Origin of the sequence: Streptomyces sp. NPDC006544 (genome assembly GCF_040611715.1) — a bacterium.
In the GTDB taxonomy this organism is placed as follows: domain Bacteria; phylum Actinomycetota; class Actinomycetes; order Streptomycetales; family Streptomycetaceae; genus Streptomyces.
Genome location: NZ_JBEXOV010000028.1, coordinates 45466 through 60834, shown reverse-complemented (window position 1 = coordinate 60834; position 15369 = coordinate 45466). Strand labels below are relative to the sequence as shown.

Annotated in this window: 12 protein-coding genes; 8 read left to right on the top strand and 4 right to left on the bottom strand. The window is 70.7% G+C overall.

All coding sequences use genetic code 11. From position 1 onward, the window contains the following. The first annotated feature begins 34 nt into the window (after positions 1-34). Both ABZY44_RS16000 and ABZY44_RS15995 read left to right on the top strand, forming a co-directional pair. Positions 35-751 carry a response regulator transcription factor gene (locus tag ABZY44_RS16000; RefSeq protein WP_356654045.1) on the top strand — a complete coding sequence of 239 codons (717 nt, stop codon included), beginning with the start codon at positions 35-37 and terminating at the stop codon, positions 749-751. Between the two features lie 171 nt (positions 752-922). Then, positions 923-4054: an efflux RND transporter permease subunit gene (locus tag ABZY44_RS15995; RefSeq protein ID WP_356654043.1), complete on the top strand. Its 3132-nt coding sequence runs from the start codon at positions 923-925 to the stop codon at positions 4052-4054. A 108-nt stretch (positions 4055-4162) separates the two neighbouring features. Here the strand turns inward: ABZY44_RS15995 and nadA are convergent, their stop codons facing one another. Further along, positions 4163-5347 carry a quinolinate synthase NadA gene (gene nadA, locus ABZY44_RS15990; RefSeq protein WP_356654042.1) on the bottom strand — a complete coding sequence of 395 codons (1185 nt, stop codon included), beginning with the start codon at positions 5345-5347 and terminating at the stop codon, positions 4163-4165. 294 nt (positions 5348-5641) lie between these two features. Here nadA and erpA point away from each other — a divergent pair, with 294 nt between their 5' ends. After that, positions 5642-5998, top strand: coding sequence for an iron-sulfur cluster insertion protein ErpA (gene erpA, locus ABZY44_RS15985; RefSeq protein WP_214949940.1), 357 nt, complete (start codon positions 5642-5644; stop codon positions 5996-5998). Between the two features lie 116 nt (positions 5999-6114). Here the strand turns inward: erpA and ABZY44_RS15980 are convergent, their stop codons facing one another. Together ABZY44_RS15980 and ABZY44_RS15975 are read right to left on the bottom strand one after the other, a co-directional pair. Beyond that, entirely contained in the window at positions 6115-7581 is a 1467-nt protein-coding gene (locus ABZY44_RS15980) for a hypothetical protein (RefSeq protein WP_356654040.1), read from the bottom strand. A gap of 78 nt (positions 7582-7659) precedes the next feature. Then, the gene (locus ABZY44_RS15975; RefSeq protein ID WP_356654038.1) at positions 7660-7875 is read right to left on the bottom strand and encodes a hypothetical protein; all 216 of its coding nucleotides are present in this window, start codon (positions 7873-7875) and stop codon (positions 7660-7662) included. Between the two features lie 133 nt (positions 7876-8008). Between ABZY44_RS15975 and ABZY44_RS15970 the strand changes: the two genes are divergently transcribed. Further along, positions 8009-8986, top strand: coding sequence for a carbohydrate kinase family protein (locus ABZY44_RS15970; RefSeq protein WP_356654036.1), 978 nt, complete (start codon positions 8009-8011; stop codon positions 8984-8986). Between the two features lie 129 nt (positions 8987-9115). Here ABZY44_RS15970 and ABZY44_RS15965 read toward each other — a convergent pair whose 3' ends face one another. Further along, positions 9116-10495 (bottom strand): aminotransferase class V-fold PLP-dependent enzyme, encoded by a 1380-nt coding sequence (locus ABZY44_RS15965; protein ID WP_356654034.1) that lies wholly within the window; start codon positions 10493-10495, stop codon positions 9116-9118. A 294-nt stretch (positions 10496-10789) separates the two neighbouring features. Between ABZY44_RS15965 and coxB the strand changes: the two genes are divergently transcribed. The 4 genes from coxB to ABZY44_RS15945 all read left to right on the top strand — a co-directional run bounded on the left by coxB (position 10790) and on the right by ABZY44_RS15945 (position 15278). Beyond that, positions 10790-11764, top strand: a complete 975-nt coding sequence (gene coxB / locus ABZY44_RS15960; RefSeq protein WP_356654032.1) for a cytochrome c oxidase subunit II — start codon at positions 10790-10792, stop codon at positions 11762-11764. Next, positions 11761-13491, top strand: coding sequence for a cytochrome c oxidase subunit I (gene ctaD, locus ABZY44_RS15955; protein WP_356654030.1), 1731 nt, complete (start codon positions 11761-11763; stop codon positions 13489-13491). The genes coxB and ctaD overlap by 4 nt, the downstream gene beginning before the upstream one ends. Continuing rightward, complete coding sequence (locus ABZY44_RS15950) at positions 13488-13886, top strand: cytochrome c oxidase subunit 4 (protein ID WP_030863499.1); 399 nt, start codon at positions 13488-13490, stop codon at positions 13884-13886. The genes ctaD and ABZY44_RS15950 overlap by 4 nt, the downstream gene beginning before the upstream one ends. A gap of 144 nt (positions 13887-14030) precedes the next feature. After that, positions 14031-15278 (top strand): Ig-like domain-containing protein, encoded by a 1248-nt coding sequence (locus ABZY44_RS15945; protein ID WP_356654028.1) that lies wholly within the window; start codon positions 14031-14033, stop codon positions 15276-15278. Positions 15279-15369: the final 91 nt, after the last annotated feature.

Below are 15369 nucleotides of genomic sequence, written 5' to 3'. Positions count from 1 at the left end.
GACCCCCGGGCGGGGCGCGACGTAGGGTCGGGGCGTGGAAGAGACCCCGAGCCCGGACCCGGCGCCCATCAGGGTGCTCCTCGCCGACGACCAGGCGCTGCTGCGCAGCGCGTTCAAGGTGCTCGTCGACTCCGAGCCCGACATGCGGGTCGTCGGGGAGGCCTCCGACGGCGCGCAGGCCTTCGACATGGCGCGCAGGGCCCGGCCCGACGTCGTGCTCATGGACATCCGGATGCCCGGCACCGACGGCCTCGCCGCCACCCGGCTGATCAGCGCCGACCCCGAACTGGCCGACGTGCGCGTGGTGATGCTGACGACCTTCGAGGTCGACGAGTACGTCGCCGCGGCCCTGCGCGCGGGCGCCTCGGGCTTCCTCGGCAAGGGCGCCGAACCCGAGGAGCTCCTCAACGCCATCCGGGTCGCCGCCGCCGGGGACGCGCTGCTCTCCCCGGCCGCCACCAAAGGGCTCATCGCCAGCTTCCTCGCCCAGGGCGGCGGCGCCGGTGAACCCCCCGCCGCCGGCGCCGCGCACGCGCAGCGGCTCGCCGCGCTGACCGGACGCGAGCGCGAGGTCCTCGTACTCGTCGCGGCGGGCCTGTCGAACGACGAGATCGCCCGCCGGCTGGCGGTCAGCCCACTGACCGTCAAGACGCACGTGAACCGGGCCATGGCCAAGCTCGGCGCCCGCGACCGGGCGCAATTGGTGGTCATCGCCTACGAATCGGGACTAGTCAGGCCCAGGGCAGAGTAGGCCCGTCTACTGCGGACGCGGTATGCCCGGGGTAAGGACGGGACCTGGGGCCGACGCTGCCGTGCCCGTGCGCGGGAGAGGCTGAGGAGCCCTCGCGTCGGCCCGACGGCATGACCTCGACATGACCTCACAGGCGGCACGCCCGTCCCTGCAGAGAGATCCCCCATACCCATGTTCCGGCTGTCCCGCTTCAGCCTGGCCCAAAGGGCGCTGATCGGCCTCGTGTCGCTCGTCGCGCTCCTCTTCGGCGCCATAGCCATTCCCCAGCTCAAGCAGCAGCTGCTGCCCTCCATCGACCTGCCGATGGTGTCCGTGCTCGCGCCGTACCAGGGTGCCTCCCCCGACGTGGTGGAGAAGCAGGTCGTCGAACCGATCGAGGCGACCCTCAAGGGCGTCGACGGGATCACCGGCATCACCTCCACCGCCAGCGAGGGCAACGCCCTCATCATGGCGACCTTCGACTACGGCGACACCGGCACCAAGCAGCTCGTCGCCGACGTCCAGCAGGCCGTCAACCGGGCCCGCGTCCGGATGCCCGCCGAGGTCGACCCCCAGGTGGTGGCCGGCTCCACCGACGACATCCCGACCGTCGTCCTCGCCGTCACCTCGGACAAGGACCAGCAGGCCCTCGCCGACCAGCTGAACAAGTCCGTCGTCCCCGTCCTCGAAGACATCGCGGGCGTCGGCCAGGTCAGCGTCAACGGCGTCCAGGACCTCCAGGTCACCGTCACCCCGGACAACGCGAAGCTCGCCGCGGCCGGCCTCGACGGCGCCACCCTCGCCCAGGGCCTCCAGGCCGGCGGAGCCGCCGTCCCCGCCGGATCCTTCGACGAGGCCGGCAAGAACCGCACCGTACGCGTCGGTTCCGGCTACACCTCGCTCGCCCAGCTGGAGGACCTGCGCCTCACCGCCGGGCCCGGCAAGCCGGCCGTCCGCCTCGGCGACGTGGCGAGCGTGAAGCAGGAGCCCGCCACGGCCGTCTCCCTCACCCGCACCAACGGCAAGCCCAGCCTCGCCCTCGTCCTGACCATGGACAAGGACGGCAGCGCGGTGGCCATCTCGGACGCCGTCAAGGACGAGCTGCCCGGACTGCGCTCCACCCTCGGCTCCGGCGCCGAGCTGACCGTGGTCAGCGACCAGGGCCCGGCCGTCGCCAAGTCCATCTCGGGCCTGACCACCGAGGGCCTGCTCGGCCTGGTCTTCGCGGTGATCGTGATCCTGGTCTTCCTCGGCTCGGTGCGCTCGACCCTGGTCACCGCGGTCTCCATCCCGCTGTCCGTCGTCCTCGCGCTGATCGTGCTGTGGACCCGCGACCTCTCGCTCAACATGCTGACCCTGGGCGCCCTCACCATCGCCATCGGCCGGGTCGTCGACGACTCGATCGTGGTCCTGGAGAACATCAAGCGCCACCTCGGCTACGGCGAGGAGCGCGAGAGCGCGATCATCACCGCGGTCAAGGAGGTCGCCGGCGCGGTCACCTCCTCGACGCTCACCACCGTGGCCGTCTTCCTGCCGATCGCCTTCGTCGGCGGCATGGTCGGCGAGTTCTTCGGCCCGTTCTCGATCACCGTCGCCGCGTCCCTGCTGGCCTCGCTGATCGTCTCCCTGACCGTCGTGCCGGTGCTCTCGTACTGGTTCCAGCGCGCGCCGCGGGGCGTGAGCGCCACGGACGCCCAGAGCGTCGAGGCGGCGCGCCGCGAGGCCGAGGAGAAGGAGGCCCGCAGCAAGCTCCAGCGGTTCTACGTGCGGACCCTGCACCTGGTCACCCGCCGCCGGCTCGCCACGGTGGCCGTCGCCGTCGTGGTGCTCGTCGCGACGATGGCCATGACGCCGCTGCTCAAGACGAACTTCTTCGACCAGGGCGACCAAGACGTCCTGACCGTCAAGCAGGAACTCGCCCCCGGCACCTCGCTGGCGGCCGCCGACGAGGCGAGCCGCAAGGTGGAGAAGGCCCTGGCGGCGACCGAGGGCGTCAAGGACCACCAGGTCACCGTCGGCTCCTCCGGCTTCATGGCCGCCTTCGGCGGCGGAACCGGCTCCAACCAGGCGTCCTACCAGGTCACCCTGAAGGACTCGAAGGACTCCGAAGCCGTCAAGAAGCGCATCGAGACCGCGCTGGACGGCCTCGACGGCATCGGCGACACCAGCATCTCGGCGGGCGGCGGCTTCGGCAGCCAGAACCTCAGCGTCGTCGTCAAGGCCGGCGACGCGGACGTCCTCGCCCAGGCCGCCGAGCAGGTCCGCACCGAGGTGGCCGCCCTCGAGGACGTCACCGACGTCCAGAGCGACCTGTCCCAGTCCGTTCCCCGGATCTCCGTCACCGCCACCCCCCGGGCGGCCGAACTCGGCATCAGCCAGGCCGCCCTCGGCGGCATCGTCACCCAGGCCGTACGGGGCAACCCGGCGGGCAAGGCCGTACTGGACGACACCGAGCGGGACATCGTCATCAGGTCCGCCCAGCCGGCCACCACCCTGGCCCAGCTGCAGGCGCTGCCCGTCGGCCCGGTCAGGCTCGGCGACATCGCCGAGGTCAAGGAGGTGCCCGGTCCGGTCGCGATGACCCGGATCGACGGCGCCCGCGCGGCCACCATCACCGCGAAGCCGGTCGGCGACAACACCGGCGCCGTCAGCGCCACCCTGGCGTCCAGGATCAAGGCCCTGGACCTGCCCGCGGGCGCCACCGCCACGATCGGCGGCGTCGGACAGGACCAGAGCGAGGCCTTCGGCTCGCTGGGCCTGGCCATGCTCGCGGCCATCGCGATCGTCTTCATGCTGCTGGTCGCGACGTTCCGCTCGCTCGTCCAGCCGCTGATCCTGCTGGTCTCCATCCCGTTCGCGGCCACCGGAGCGCTCGGCCTGCTCCTCGTCACCGGCACCCCCATGGGCGTCCCGGCGATGATCGGCATGCTGATGCTCATCGGCATCGTCGTGACCAACGCGATCGTTCTGATCGACCTGGTCAACCAGTACCGGGCCCAGGGCTTCGGCGTGATCGAGGCCGTCGTCGAGGGCGGCCGCCACCGGCTGCGCCCCATCCTGATGACGGCACTGGCGACGGTCTTCGCGCTGCTGCCGATGGCGCTCGGCGTCACCGGCGCCGGCGGTTTCATCTCGCAGCCGCTGGCCGTGGTCGTCATCGGCGGCCTGATCAGCTCCACGCTGCTGACGCTGCTCCTGGTGCCGACCCTCTACGCGATGCTGGAACTCCGCAAGGAGCGCCGCCGCGCGAAGCGCCGGGCCCGCCTGACGGTGGTCCCCTCCCCGTCCGCCGCCGCGGAGGACGAGGACCCGGTCACCGTCTGAGGCGGCACCGCCGCGACAGCGCCGCGGCACCGGTGCGCAAAGCCGAAGGGCCGCCCTCTCCGAGGGCGGCCCTTCGGTCGTGCCCGGGCCCGCGCGGGGCCCGCGGCGTCACAGGGCGAGCATGCGCTCCAGTGCGAGCTTGGCGAAGCTCTCGGTCTCCTTGTCGACCTGGATCTGGTTGACGAGGTTGCCCTCGGCCAGGGATTCCAGGGTCCACACCAGGTGGGGCAGGTCGATGCGGTTCATCGTCGAGCAGAAGCAGACCGTCTTGTCGAGGAAGACCACCTCCTTGTCCTGCGCGGCAAAACGGTTCGCCAGGCGGCGTACGAGGTTCAGCTCGGTGCCGATGGCCCACTTGGAGCCGGCCGGGGCCGCCTCCAGCGCCTTGATGATGTACTCGGTGGAGCCGACGTAGTCCGCGGCCGCCACGACCTCGTGCTTGCACTCGGGGTGGACGAGGACGTTCACGCCGGGGATGCGGGCGCGCACGTCGTCGACCGAGTCCACCGAGAAGCGGCCGTGCACGGAGCAGTGCCCGCGCCACAGGATCATCTTGGCGTTCCGCAGCTGCTCGACGGTCAGGCCGCCGTTCGGCTTGTGCGGGTTGTAGAGGACGCAGTCGTCCAGCGACATGCCCATGTCGCGGACGGCGGTGTTGCGGCCCAGGTGCTGGTCCGGGAGGAAGAGCACCTTCTCGCCCTGCGCGAACGCCCACTCCAGGGCCTTCTCGGCGTTGGACGAGGTGCAGATCGTGCCGCCGTGCTTGCCGGTGAAGGCCTTGATGTCGGCCGAGGAGTTCATGTACGAGACGGGAACCGTCGTGCCGGCGATCCCCGCCTCGGTCAGCACGTCCCAGCACTCCGCGACCTGCTCGGCGGTGGCCATGTCGGCCATCGAGCAGCCGGCGGCCAGGTCCGGCAGGACGACCTTCTGGTCGTCCGAGGTCAGGATGTCCGCGGACTCGGCCATGAAGTGGACGCCGCAGAAGACGATGTACTCGGCCTCCGGCCTGGCGGCCGCGTCCTTGGCGAGCTTGAAGGAGTCGCCGGTGACGTCGGCGAACTCGATGACCTCGTCGCGCTGGTAGTGGTGGCCCAGGATGAAGACCTTGTCCCCGAGCTTCTCCTTGGCCGCGCGGGCCCGCGCCACCAGGTTCGGGTCCGAGGGCGACGGCAGGTCGCCGGGACACTCCACGCCGCGCTCGCTCTTGGGATCGGCTTCGCGGCCGAGCAGCAGCAGGGCAAGAGGCGTCGGCTGGACGTCCAAAGGCTGGGCGGTGGTCACGACACGCACCCTTTCTGTTCTGCGACTAGGGACTTCGGAAGCCATCGCTTCGACTTCTCGTCTATTTGACGTTATATATGATAGCCGCTTCATGTCAGTTTGACGATGCCCATAGTGTCGATGTGACGAATTCGCCCCGCCGTGGTACCGGCTCACCGCCCGGTGAGGTGTGCGAGCATGGAATTTCTGAAACAAGCGTCGGGTCCGGAATGAAACCGCGGTCCCGCTCGTTGCCACCGACGGCAAGAGTCCGACGTTTCCCCGCCTCGAGCGGGGAGCCGCCCACTTCGGGAGTGAATGCAGATGTCCGTACAGGACGAAAAGACCACCGTGAGCGACGGCATCCTCCTGTCCGACGCCGCCGCCGAAAAGGTCAGGACCCTGCTCGAGCAGGAGGGCCGTGAAGACCTGGCGCTGCGCGTCGCCGTCCAGCCCGGCGGTTGCTCGGGCCTGCGCTACCAGCTCTTCTTCGACGAGCGCTCCCTCGACGGCGACGTCGTGAAGGACTTCGACGGCGTCAAGGTCGTCACCGACCGGATGAGCTCCCCGTACCTGCACGGCGCGTCCATCGACTTCGTCGACACCATCGAGAAGCAGGGCTTCACGATCGACAACCCGAACGCCACGGGCTCCTGCGCCTGCGGCGACTCCTTCAGCTAAGCCCCCGCTGAGCTCGTAGGACCACGAGAGGGGCCCGCCCGCGGACATCCGCGGGCGGGCCCCTCTCGCATGCCGCCCCCGCACACCGGCCGGTGCCGGTCACGGGCCGGTGCCGGTCACTGCCGGGGGAGCGGCTTGCCCGTCGTGGCGTCGATCACCTTCCGGTCGCCCAGCGGCTGCTGGAGCCGGGCCGTCACCGTCATCTCCTGCGCGAGCATCACGCAGGACTGCCCCGGCTTGGTCGGGGTGTCCGTGATCTTCACCATCACCGACTCCGGCTGCTCCCGGGCCTCCAGGGCGTACGTGCTGCACACGCCGCCCCAGAAGTTCACGGTCAGCGTCCGGTCGGCCTCGGCGTACGCGTACCCGGGCACCGTGAGTGCCTTCGCGGGCGGGGTGGCCGGGCCGGTCTCCTCGGCCACGGCCGCGGGCTGGGTCACCGTGTGACCCGCCCCGCCGTCCTTGCCCGCCACCTCGAAGAGCCAGGCCGGGACCAGGCCCCGGCCCCCGTCGACCGTTCCCGGGACGAGCCCGAGCGCCGCGCCCCGTACCGACTCCGTCCGCGGCGGCTTCATCGGCCGCGGGTCGGGGTTGCAGGGCAGCGTGTCCGTGGCGCCCACCGGGGTGTCCGGAGTCAGCGGGACGCTCGTCGCGCAGCCGCTCGGGTCCGGGCGGGGGCCGCCGGACGGCCCCTTGGCCTTGCCGTTCAGCCGGGCCAGCGCCTCGACGGCGCCGATCACCGGCTGCTCGGAGGCCCGTACGGGGGCCGTCAGCTCGCCGCTGCCCGAGACCACCGCCGAGTCCGCCCCGACGCCGATCTTCGTGGACCAGCCCTGGGTGGGCAGTCCGCCGACCACCGGGTCGGCGCTCACCACGCGCACCGAGCCCTGGTCGAGCCGGGCGTCCAGCGCGGCGCCGCTCTGGCCGACGGCCGCGAGCACGGGCGCGGCGGCGGCCTTGGCCGCCTCCTCGGAGACGGGAGCGCCCCGCGTCGGCGTCGTGCCGGCGGCCGCGCCGGGGCGCGCACCGGAGTCGTCCTGGGGGAGGGTGGCCGGGCCGCAGGTGTCCTTGCCGCGGACGCAGTCGTCCCCGGTCCCGCCCACCTGGTGCCGGGAGAAGGTCCAGGTCCCGGGGGCCTTGTCGTTCACCGTGAGCAGCGGACCGGAGCCGTCGGCGGCCTCGCCGACCAGCCAGGTCTCCCCGCTCTGCCGCGGTGCGCCGGAGAGGCCGAGCGCCGCGGCGAGCCGGGCCACGTCGGCGGAGGTCACCTCGCCGCGCGCCGAGAAGGAGGGCGCGGTCGCCGGGCCGTCGGGAAGCTTGACGTCGGCCGTGTACGTGACCCCGCCGCCGGAGGGATCGGGCTCGCCGGGAGCGATGCCGGGTCCGGGCGGGGACGCGGCGGCCCGGGGCGCGGAGGCCGCGCTGTCACCCGCGCGGCCGTCGCCGTGGGCGGTGGACGCCCAGTACGCGGTGCCGCCGCCGGCGAGCAGGACGGCGGCCGCGATCGAGCCGACGGCCCAGGCCGGGCGCCGTCGTGTGGCGCGTGATGTGTCCGGTGTGCTGCCCGGTTGTTCGCTGGTCACCGCATCGCTCCTTTGTCCGTCCCGCCGTGGTTGACGCGGGTGTGACGGAACAGGCGCGGATCCGGTTCCCCGGGGCCCTCAGTCCCCGTAGGCGGCCGTGGAGGCGATCAGGCGTACCGAGTCCACCGGGACGCGGATCCCGTGGATCTGCGAGGGTCCCACCCGGTCCTGGCGGGGACCCTCGGGCACCTGCCAGTGGGGGGCCATCCTGGCGCAGTCGCCCAGCAGCCGTGCGAAGCCGGGCCGCGCGTCCGCGGCGCCCTCTGCGTAACCGTAGCCATCGGTGTAGGTCATGGGGCACGGTATGCACGCCGCGACGGGCGAAGAAAGACCTACTACGGGGTAGTTTCATCCGGTCGGCCACGTGCCCGGCGACCGGGTAGCTTGGAACGTCCCCCTTGCCGTCCTCCGCAGGAGCATCCACGCCGTGCGCATCGCAGTCACCGGCTCCATCGCCACCGACCACCTCATGACCTTCCCCGGCCGCTTCGCCGACCAGTTGGTCGCGGACCAGCTGCACACGGTCTCCCTCTCCTTCCTCGTCGACAACCTCGACGTACGGCGCGGCGGCGTCGGCCCCAACATCTGCTTCGGCATGGGGCAGCTCGGCAGCCGTCCGGTCCTGGTCGGCGCCGCCGGCTCGGACTTCGACGAGTACCGCGCCTGGCTGGAACGGCACGGCGTCGACACCGACTCCGTCCGGATCTCCGAGGTGCTGCACACCGCGCGCTTCGTCTGCACCACGGACTCCGACCACAACCAGATCGGCTCCTTCTACACGGGCGCGATGAGCGAGGCCCGCCTGATCGAGCTGAAGGCCGTGGCCGACCGCGTGGGCGGCCTGGACCTCGTCCTGATCGGCGCGGACGACCCCGAGGCGATGCTGCGCCACACGGAGGAGTGCCGGACGCGGGGGATCCCCTTCGCGGCGGACTTCTCGCAGCAGATCGCCCGGATGGACGGCGAGAACATCCGCACCCTGATGGAGGGCGCGACGTACCTCTTCTCGAACGAGTACGAGAAGGGCCTCATCGAGTCGAAGTCGGGCTGGACCGACGCGGAGATCCTGGCGAAGGTCGGCACGCGCGTCACCACGCTGGGCTCGAACGGCGTCCGGATCGAGCGGGCCGGCCAGGACCCGGTCGTGGTCGGCTGCCCGGAGGAGACGGCGAAGGTCGACCCCACGGGCGTCGGCGACGCGTTCCGCGCGGGATTCCTGACGGGGCTCGGCTGGGGCGTCGGCCTCGAGCGGGCGGCGCAGGTCGGCTGCATGCTGGCCACCCTGGTCATCGAGACCCTCGGCACCCAGGAGTACACGCTGGCCCGCGCGCACTTCATGGAGCGCTTCACGAAGGCCTACGGCGACGAGGCGGCCGCCGAGGTCCGCACGCACCTCGCGGCGTAGGCAGCAGTCCGGCCGCCGGGAGAACCGGCTCGCCGGCGGGTGAGGCCCGGACCCCCGCGAGGGGGCCCGGGCGCAAGCCCGGGGGAGCGGTGGAAGAGCGGCGGCCGGGGGACGGGCCCCGCCGCGCGGCTACGCCGTGCGGCGGACCGTGTACGCCACGCCCTCGGGGCGGGGGGACTCGCCCACGTACTGCTGGCCCCGCATCGCGCACCACGCCGGGATGTCCAGCCGCGCCACCTCGTCGTCGGACAGGACCGTCACCGTCCCCCCGACCGGCACCCGCCCGATCGCCCGCGCCAGCTCGATCACCGGCTGCGGGCACCGGAGCCCCAGCGCGTCCAGCTCCAGGGAGTCCGCCTCGGGCAGCGACACCGGCGGCGGCGTCGCGCCCAGCCGTTCGCGGACGCCCGCCACCAGTCCCGGCAGGACCTCCAGGAAGCCGTTGACCTCGGCCGCGGTGGTGCCCGGCGGCAGGGACACCCGTACGTTTCCCTCCGACAGCACCCCCATGGCCCGAAGGACATGGGACGGGGTCAGCGTCGAGCTGGTGCACGAGGAGCCCGAGGACACGGAGTAGTCCGCCCGGTCGAGCTCGTGGAGCAGCGTCTCGCCGTCCACGTACAGGCAGGAGAAGGTGACCAGGTGCGGCAGCCGGAGGTCGGGGTGGCCCACCACCTCCACGTCCGGGACCAGCCGGGCCACCCGCCGCCGCAGCCGGTCGACCAGGGTCCTCAGCCGCGCGGCCTCCGCGTCCGCCTCGGCCCGCACCGCCCGCAGGGAGGCCGCCGCCGCAACGACCGCCGGCAGGTTGACGAAGCCGGGCGAGCGGCCCGACTCCCTCTCGTCGGAGGGCCCTTGGGGGGAGAAGCGGACCCCCTTGCGGACCGCCAGCAGGCCGACCCCGGCCGGGCCGCCCCATTTGTGCGCGCTCGCGCACAGCACGGACCAGGCTCCCCCGACGGGCCCCCAGCCCAGCGACTGTGCGGCGTCCACCAACAGCGGCACCCCGGCCGCCCCGCAGATCTCGGCCACCTCGGCCACCGGCTGCAGCGTGCCCACTTCGTGATTGGCCGACTGGAGGCAGGCCAGCGCGGTGTCCGGGCGCACCAAGTCCCCGTAGGAGGAGGGCGCGACCCGGCCGAGCCGGTCCACGGGGACCTCGCTCACCGAGCCGCCGCCCGCCGCGTGCAGCTCCGCCGCGTGCAGTACGGAACTGTGTTCCACCGCCGAGTGAACCAGGTGCCCGCCGACGCGTCGGCGCCCCGCGAGCACCCCCGCCATGCCCGAGTGAACCGCGTGCGTCCCCGAAGGAGTGAAAGCGAGCTCGTCGGGACGGCAGCCCACGGACTCCGCCGCCGCCTCCCTGGCCGCGTCCAGCAGCAGCCGGGCGCGCCGCCCTTCGCGGTACAGCCGGGCGGGGTCGGCCCAGCCCTCGTCGAGGGAGGCCTGGAGCGCCTGCCGGGCCACGGGGTGCAGCGGGGCGGCGGACGCGGTGTCGAAGTACGGCATCCGGTCACGCTAACCGGCGACCCCGCCGGCCCGGTCTCCGGCCGAGGTCAGGGGCCGTCAGATGTCGCCCGGATGCTGCCATTCGGGGCGGGTTGGGCCGTCCCCCGTACGGCGGATCCATCCCTTCGGGGTCAGTAACGGCGCGTTGGGCACCCTCCCCGCGCGACCCCAAATAGCGTCCAGTAGGGTTTGGTCCGCATAAACATCCAAACCCCTGCCTGCGTCAGGGCCGGCGACCGACCCGAATACGGCCGCGGCCGGCCGCGCGGGCCGAGACTCTCGGGAAGGCGCTACGTGAGTCCCTACGGCTCCGACCGCTCGCCGCGGCGCCCGATGCGGCGGAAGCTGCTGCAGGCGCTGACTGCGGGCGCGGTCCTGGCGACCGCCACTGGTTGCTCGTATACATGGCAAGACTTCCCCCGCCTCGGAATGCCGACTCCGGTCACCGAGGAGGCGCCGCGCATCCTTTCCCTGTGGCAGGGATCCTGGGCGGCCGCGCTCATCACGGGCATCCTGGTGTGGGGCCTGATCCTGTGGAGCGTCATCTTCCACCGGCGCAGCCGGACGAAGATCGAGGTCCCCGCGCAGACCCGGTACAACATGCCCATCGAGGCGCTGTACACCGTGGTCCCGCTCATCATCGTCTCGGTGCTGTTCTACTTCACCGCGCGCGACGAATCGAAGCTTCTCGCCCTCACCCCCAAGCCGGCCCACACGATCAACGTGGTCGGCTACCAGTGGAGCTGGGGCTTCAACTACATCGAGAACGTCGACGGCGACGCGGCCACACCGAAGGCGGGCGAGGTTCCGAAGGAACTCGCCTCCGTCCCGGACCGCTTCACCAAGGACTTCCCCGCGGGCGCCGAAGGCGTCTACACCAAGGGCGTCCCCGGTGACCGGAACCCGCAGACCGGCAACCCGGGTCCGACCCTCTGGCTCCCCAAGGGCGAGAAGGTCCGGTTCATCCTGTCGTCGAACGACGTCATCCACTCCTTCTGGGTGGTCCCCTTCCTGTTCAAGCAGGACGTGATCCCGGGGCACACCAACGTCTTCGAGGTCGTCCCGTCCCAAGAAGGCACCTTCATGGGCAAGTGCGCCGAACTCTGCGGAGTCGACCACTCCCGGATGCTCTTCAACGTCAAGGTGGTCTCGCCCGAGGCGTACCGGGCGCACCTGAAGGAGCTGGCGGAGAAGGGTCAGACCGGCTACCTCCCGGCCGGCATCCAGCAGACCGACCCGGCCCGGAATGCGGAAGTGAACAAACTGTGAGCATCCTCAACGAATCTCAGGGTGCCGCCGCCGACTCGTATGAGAACGAGCTGCCGGTGCGGCGCAAGCAGCCGGGCAACGTGGTCGTGAAGTGGATGACCACGACCGACCACAAGACCATCGGCACGATGTACCTGGTCACCTCGTTCGTGTTCTTCATCATCGGCGGGATCATGGCGCTCTTCATGCGCGCCGAGCTGGCCCGTCCGGGCACGCAGATCATGTCGAACGAGCAGTTCAACCAAGCGTTCACCATGCATGGCACGATCATGCTGCTGATGTTCGCGACCCCGCTGTTCGCCGGTTTCGCCAACTGGATCATGCCGCTGCAGATCGGCGCGCCCGACGTGGCGTTCCCGCGGCTGAACATGTTCGCGTACTGGCTGTACCTCTTCGGCTCGACCATCGCGGTGGCCGGCTTCGTCACCCCCTCGGGTGCCGCCGACTTCGGCTGGTTCGCCTACTCCCCGCTGTCGGACGCCGTCCGCTCGCCGGGTATCGGCGCCGACATGTGGATCATGGGTCTGGCCTTCTCGGGCTTCGGCACGATCCTCGGCTCGGTCAACTTCATCACCACGATCATCTGCATGCGCGCCCCCGGCATGACGATGTTCCGCATGCCGATCTTCACCTGGAACGTGCTGCTGACCGGTGTCCTGGTCCTGCTCGCCTTCCCGGTGCTGGCCGCCGCGCTCTTCGCGCTGGAGGCCGACCGGAAGTTCGGTGCGCACGTCTTCGACGCGGCCAACGGCGGCGCCTTGCTGTGGCAACACCTCTTCTGGTTCTTCGGACATCCAGAGGTGTACATCATCGCGCTACCGTTCTTCGGCATCGTCTCCGAGGTCATCCCGGTCTTCTCGCGCAAGCCGATGTTCGGTTACATCGGCCTGATCGCCGCGACGATCTCGATCGCCGGCCTCTCGGTGACGGTGTGGGCCCACCACATGTACGTCACCGGCGGTGTGCTGCTGCCGTTCTTCTCCTTCATGACCTTCCTGATCGCGGTACCGACCGGTGTGAAGTTCTTCAACTGGATCGGCACCATGTGGAAGGGCTCGCTGTCCTTCGAGACCCCGATGCTCTGGACGATCGGCTTCCTGGTCACCTTCACCTTCGGTGGTCTGACCGGCGTCATCCTGGCCTCGCCCCCGATGGACTTCCACGTCTCCGACTCGTACTTCGTCGTCGCGCACTTCCACTACGTCGTCTTCGGCACCGTGGTCTTCGCGATGTTCGCCGGCTTCCACTTCTGGTGGCCGAAGATGACGGGCAAGATGCTGGACGAGCGCCTCGGCAAGATCACCTTCTGGACGCTGTTCACCGGCTTCCACGGGACCTTCCTGGTGCAGCACTGGCTGGGTGTCGAGGGCATGCCGCGCCGTTACGCGGACTACCTCGCGGCCGACGGCTTCACCACGCTGAACACGATCTCCACGATCAGCTCGTTCCTGCTCGGCCTGTCGATGCTTCCGTTCATGTACAACGTCTGGAAGACGGCCAAGTACGGCAAGAAGGTCGAGGTCGACGACCCGTGGGGTTACGGCCGTTCGCTCGAGTGGGCGACGTCCTGCCCGCCGCCGCGGCACAACTTCCTCACCCTGCCGCGGATCCGTTCCGAGTCCCCGGCGTTCGACCTGCACCACCCGGAGATCGCGGCCCTCGACCACCTCGCGGACCACGGCGCCGGCACCGCGGCAGTCACCGGCGGCAAGGAGGCCGGCAAGTGAAGATCCAGGGCAAGATGTTCCTCTGGCTCTCCTTCTTCATCCTGATCATGGCCGTCGTGTACGGCGTGTGGTCGAAGGAGCCCGTCGGTACCACCGCGCTCTTCCTGGCCTTCGGCCTGAGCGTCATGATCGGCTACTACCTGGCCTTCACGGCCAAGCGCGTGGACGAGATGGCCCAGGACAACCTCGAGGCCGACGTGGCCGACGAGGCGGGCGAGCTCGGTTTCTTCTCCCCGCACAGCTGGCAGCCGCTCTCGCTGGCCATCGGCGGCGCGTTCGCCTTCATGGGCGTCATCTTCGGATGGTGGCTCATGTACTTCTCGGCCCCCCTCATCCTGATCGGCCTGTGGGGCTGGGTGTACGAGTACTACCGCGGCGAGAACCAGAACCAGTAGCCGCAACCGCACCCGCGGCCGCCGCCCAGGCGGCGGCCGGGGAGTGGGACCAGGGGCCCGGACACCTCCGATGGAGGAGTCCGGGCCCCTCGTTTGCAGTCATCCCGCGCGCCGTATTTGTCATATCTTCATAGCGTTGACTCCATGAACCAGTCACCGCGTCTTTGGACGGTCATCGGCTGCTCCCTGCTGGTCGCGTCCCTCGGGGCCGGCGCCACCGCATGCGGGTCCGGCGACAAGAACCCGCTGTCTGCCCGCCCCTACGACGCGGGCGATCAGGTCGCCTTCAACCAGTCCGCCGGGAGTCGCCCCGTCGATCCGGACCGGCCCCTGGAGGTCACCGCCAAGAGCGGTGAGGGCCGCATCACCGACGTGAACGCCGTGGACACCCACGGCCGCCGGCTCGCCGGTGAGCTGTCCGCCGCCGGCGACCGCTGGCACAGCACCGCGCCGATGGCCGCCGGCGTCCGCTACGAGGTCACCGTCAGCACCGAGGACGAACGCGGGGCGCCGGGGCAGCGCAGGCTCGCCTTCGACACCACCCCGGCCAAGAAGGTCCTCAAGGTCGAATTCGGCCCGGAGGAGGGCAAGTACGGCGTCGGCCAGCCCCTCACGGCCGAACTCAACGAACCCGTGAAGGACAAGGCCGCCCGCGCCGTCATCGAACGGGGCCTGATCGTCGACGCCCCGTCCGAGGCCGTCGGCGCCTGGTACTGGGTGGACGACAAGACGCTCCACTACCGGCCCAAGGACTACTGGCCCGCCAACACCACCGTGTCCGTCCGGAGCAACCTGGAGGGCGTCAAGATCTCCGACGAGTTCCACGGAGCCGCCTCGAAGCCGCTGAAGCTGGAGATCGGCGACCGCGTCGAGGTCACCACCGACGCCGCCTCGCACTCCCTCACGTTCAAGCGCAACGGAGAAGTGATCAACACCATTCCGGTGACCACCGGAAAGCCGGGCTTCTCCACCCGCAACGGCATCAAGGTGGTCCTCGGCAAGCAGTACTACGTGCAGATGCGCGGCGACACGGTCGGCATCGGGGGCAGCGAGTACTACAACCTGCCCGTCTACTACGCGACCCGCGTCACCTGGAGTGGTGAATACGTCCACGCCGCGCCGTGGTCCGTCGGCTCCCAGGGCTACGAGAACGTCAGCCACGGCTGCACCGGCATGAGCACGGGCAACGCCGCCTGGTTCTACGAGAACATCACCGAGGGCGACATCGTCAAGGTGATCAACAGCATCGGCGACGACATGGACAACTTCGGCAACGGCTACGGCGACTGGAACCTCGACTGGAAGGACTGGCGCCAGGGCAGCGCCCTCCTCAAGGACACCCAGGACGGCCGCAGCCCCGTCGACCGGGCGCGCCTGCGCCCCCAGGTGTAACCACCGGGGCAGGAGAGCCCGTACGGCCCCTGCCGGGGCGCAGGGGACCCCACGAGGTCCCTCGCGCCCCGGCAGGGGCCGTACGGGGCTC

Coding starts and splice junctions, on each gene's coding strand:
- ABZY44_RS15995 (WP_356654043.1), top strand. CDS start 923: ATGTTCCGGCTGTCCCGCTTCAGCCTGGCCCAAAGGGCGCTGATCGGC.
- erpA (WP_214949940.1), top strand. CDS start 5,642: ATGTCCGTACAGGACGAAAAGACCACCGTGAGCGACGGCATCCTCCTG.
- ABZY44_RS15975 (WP_356654038.1), bottom strand. CDS start 7,875: ATGACCTACACCGATGGCTACGGTTACGCAGAGGGCGCCGCGGACGCG.
- ABZY44_RS15965 (WP_356654034.1), bottom strand. CDS start 10,495: ATGCCGTACTTCGACACCGCGTCCGCCGCCCCGCTGCACCCCGTGGCC.
- ABZY44_RS15945 (WP_356654028.1), top strand. CDS start 14,031: ATGAACCAGTCACCGCGTCTTTGGACGGTCATCGGCTGCTCCCTGCTG.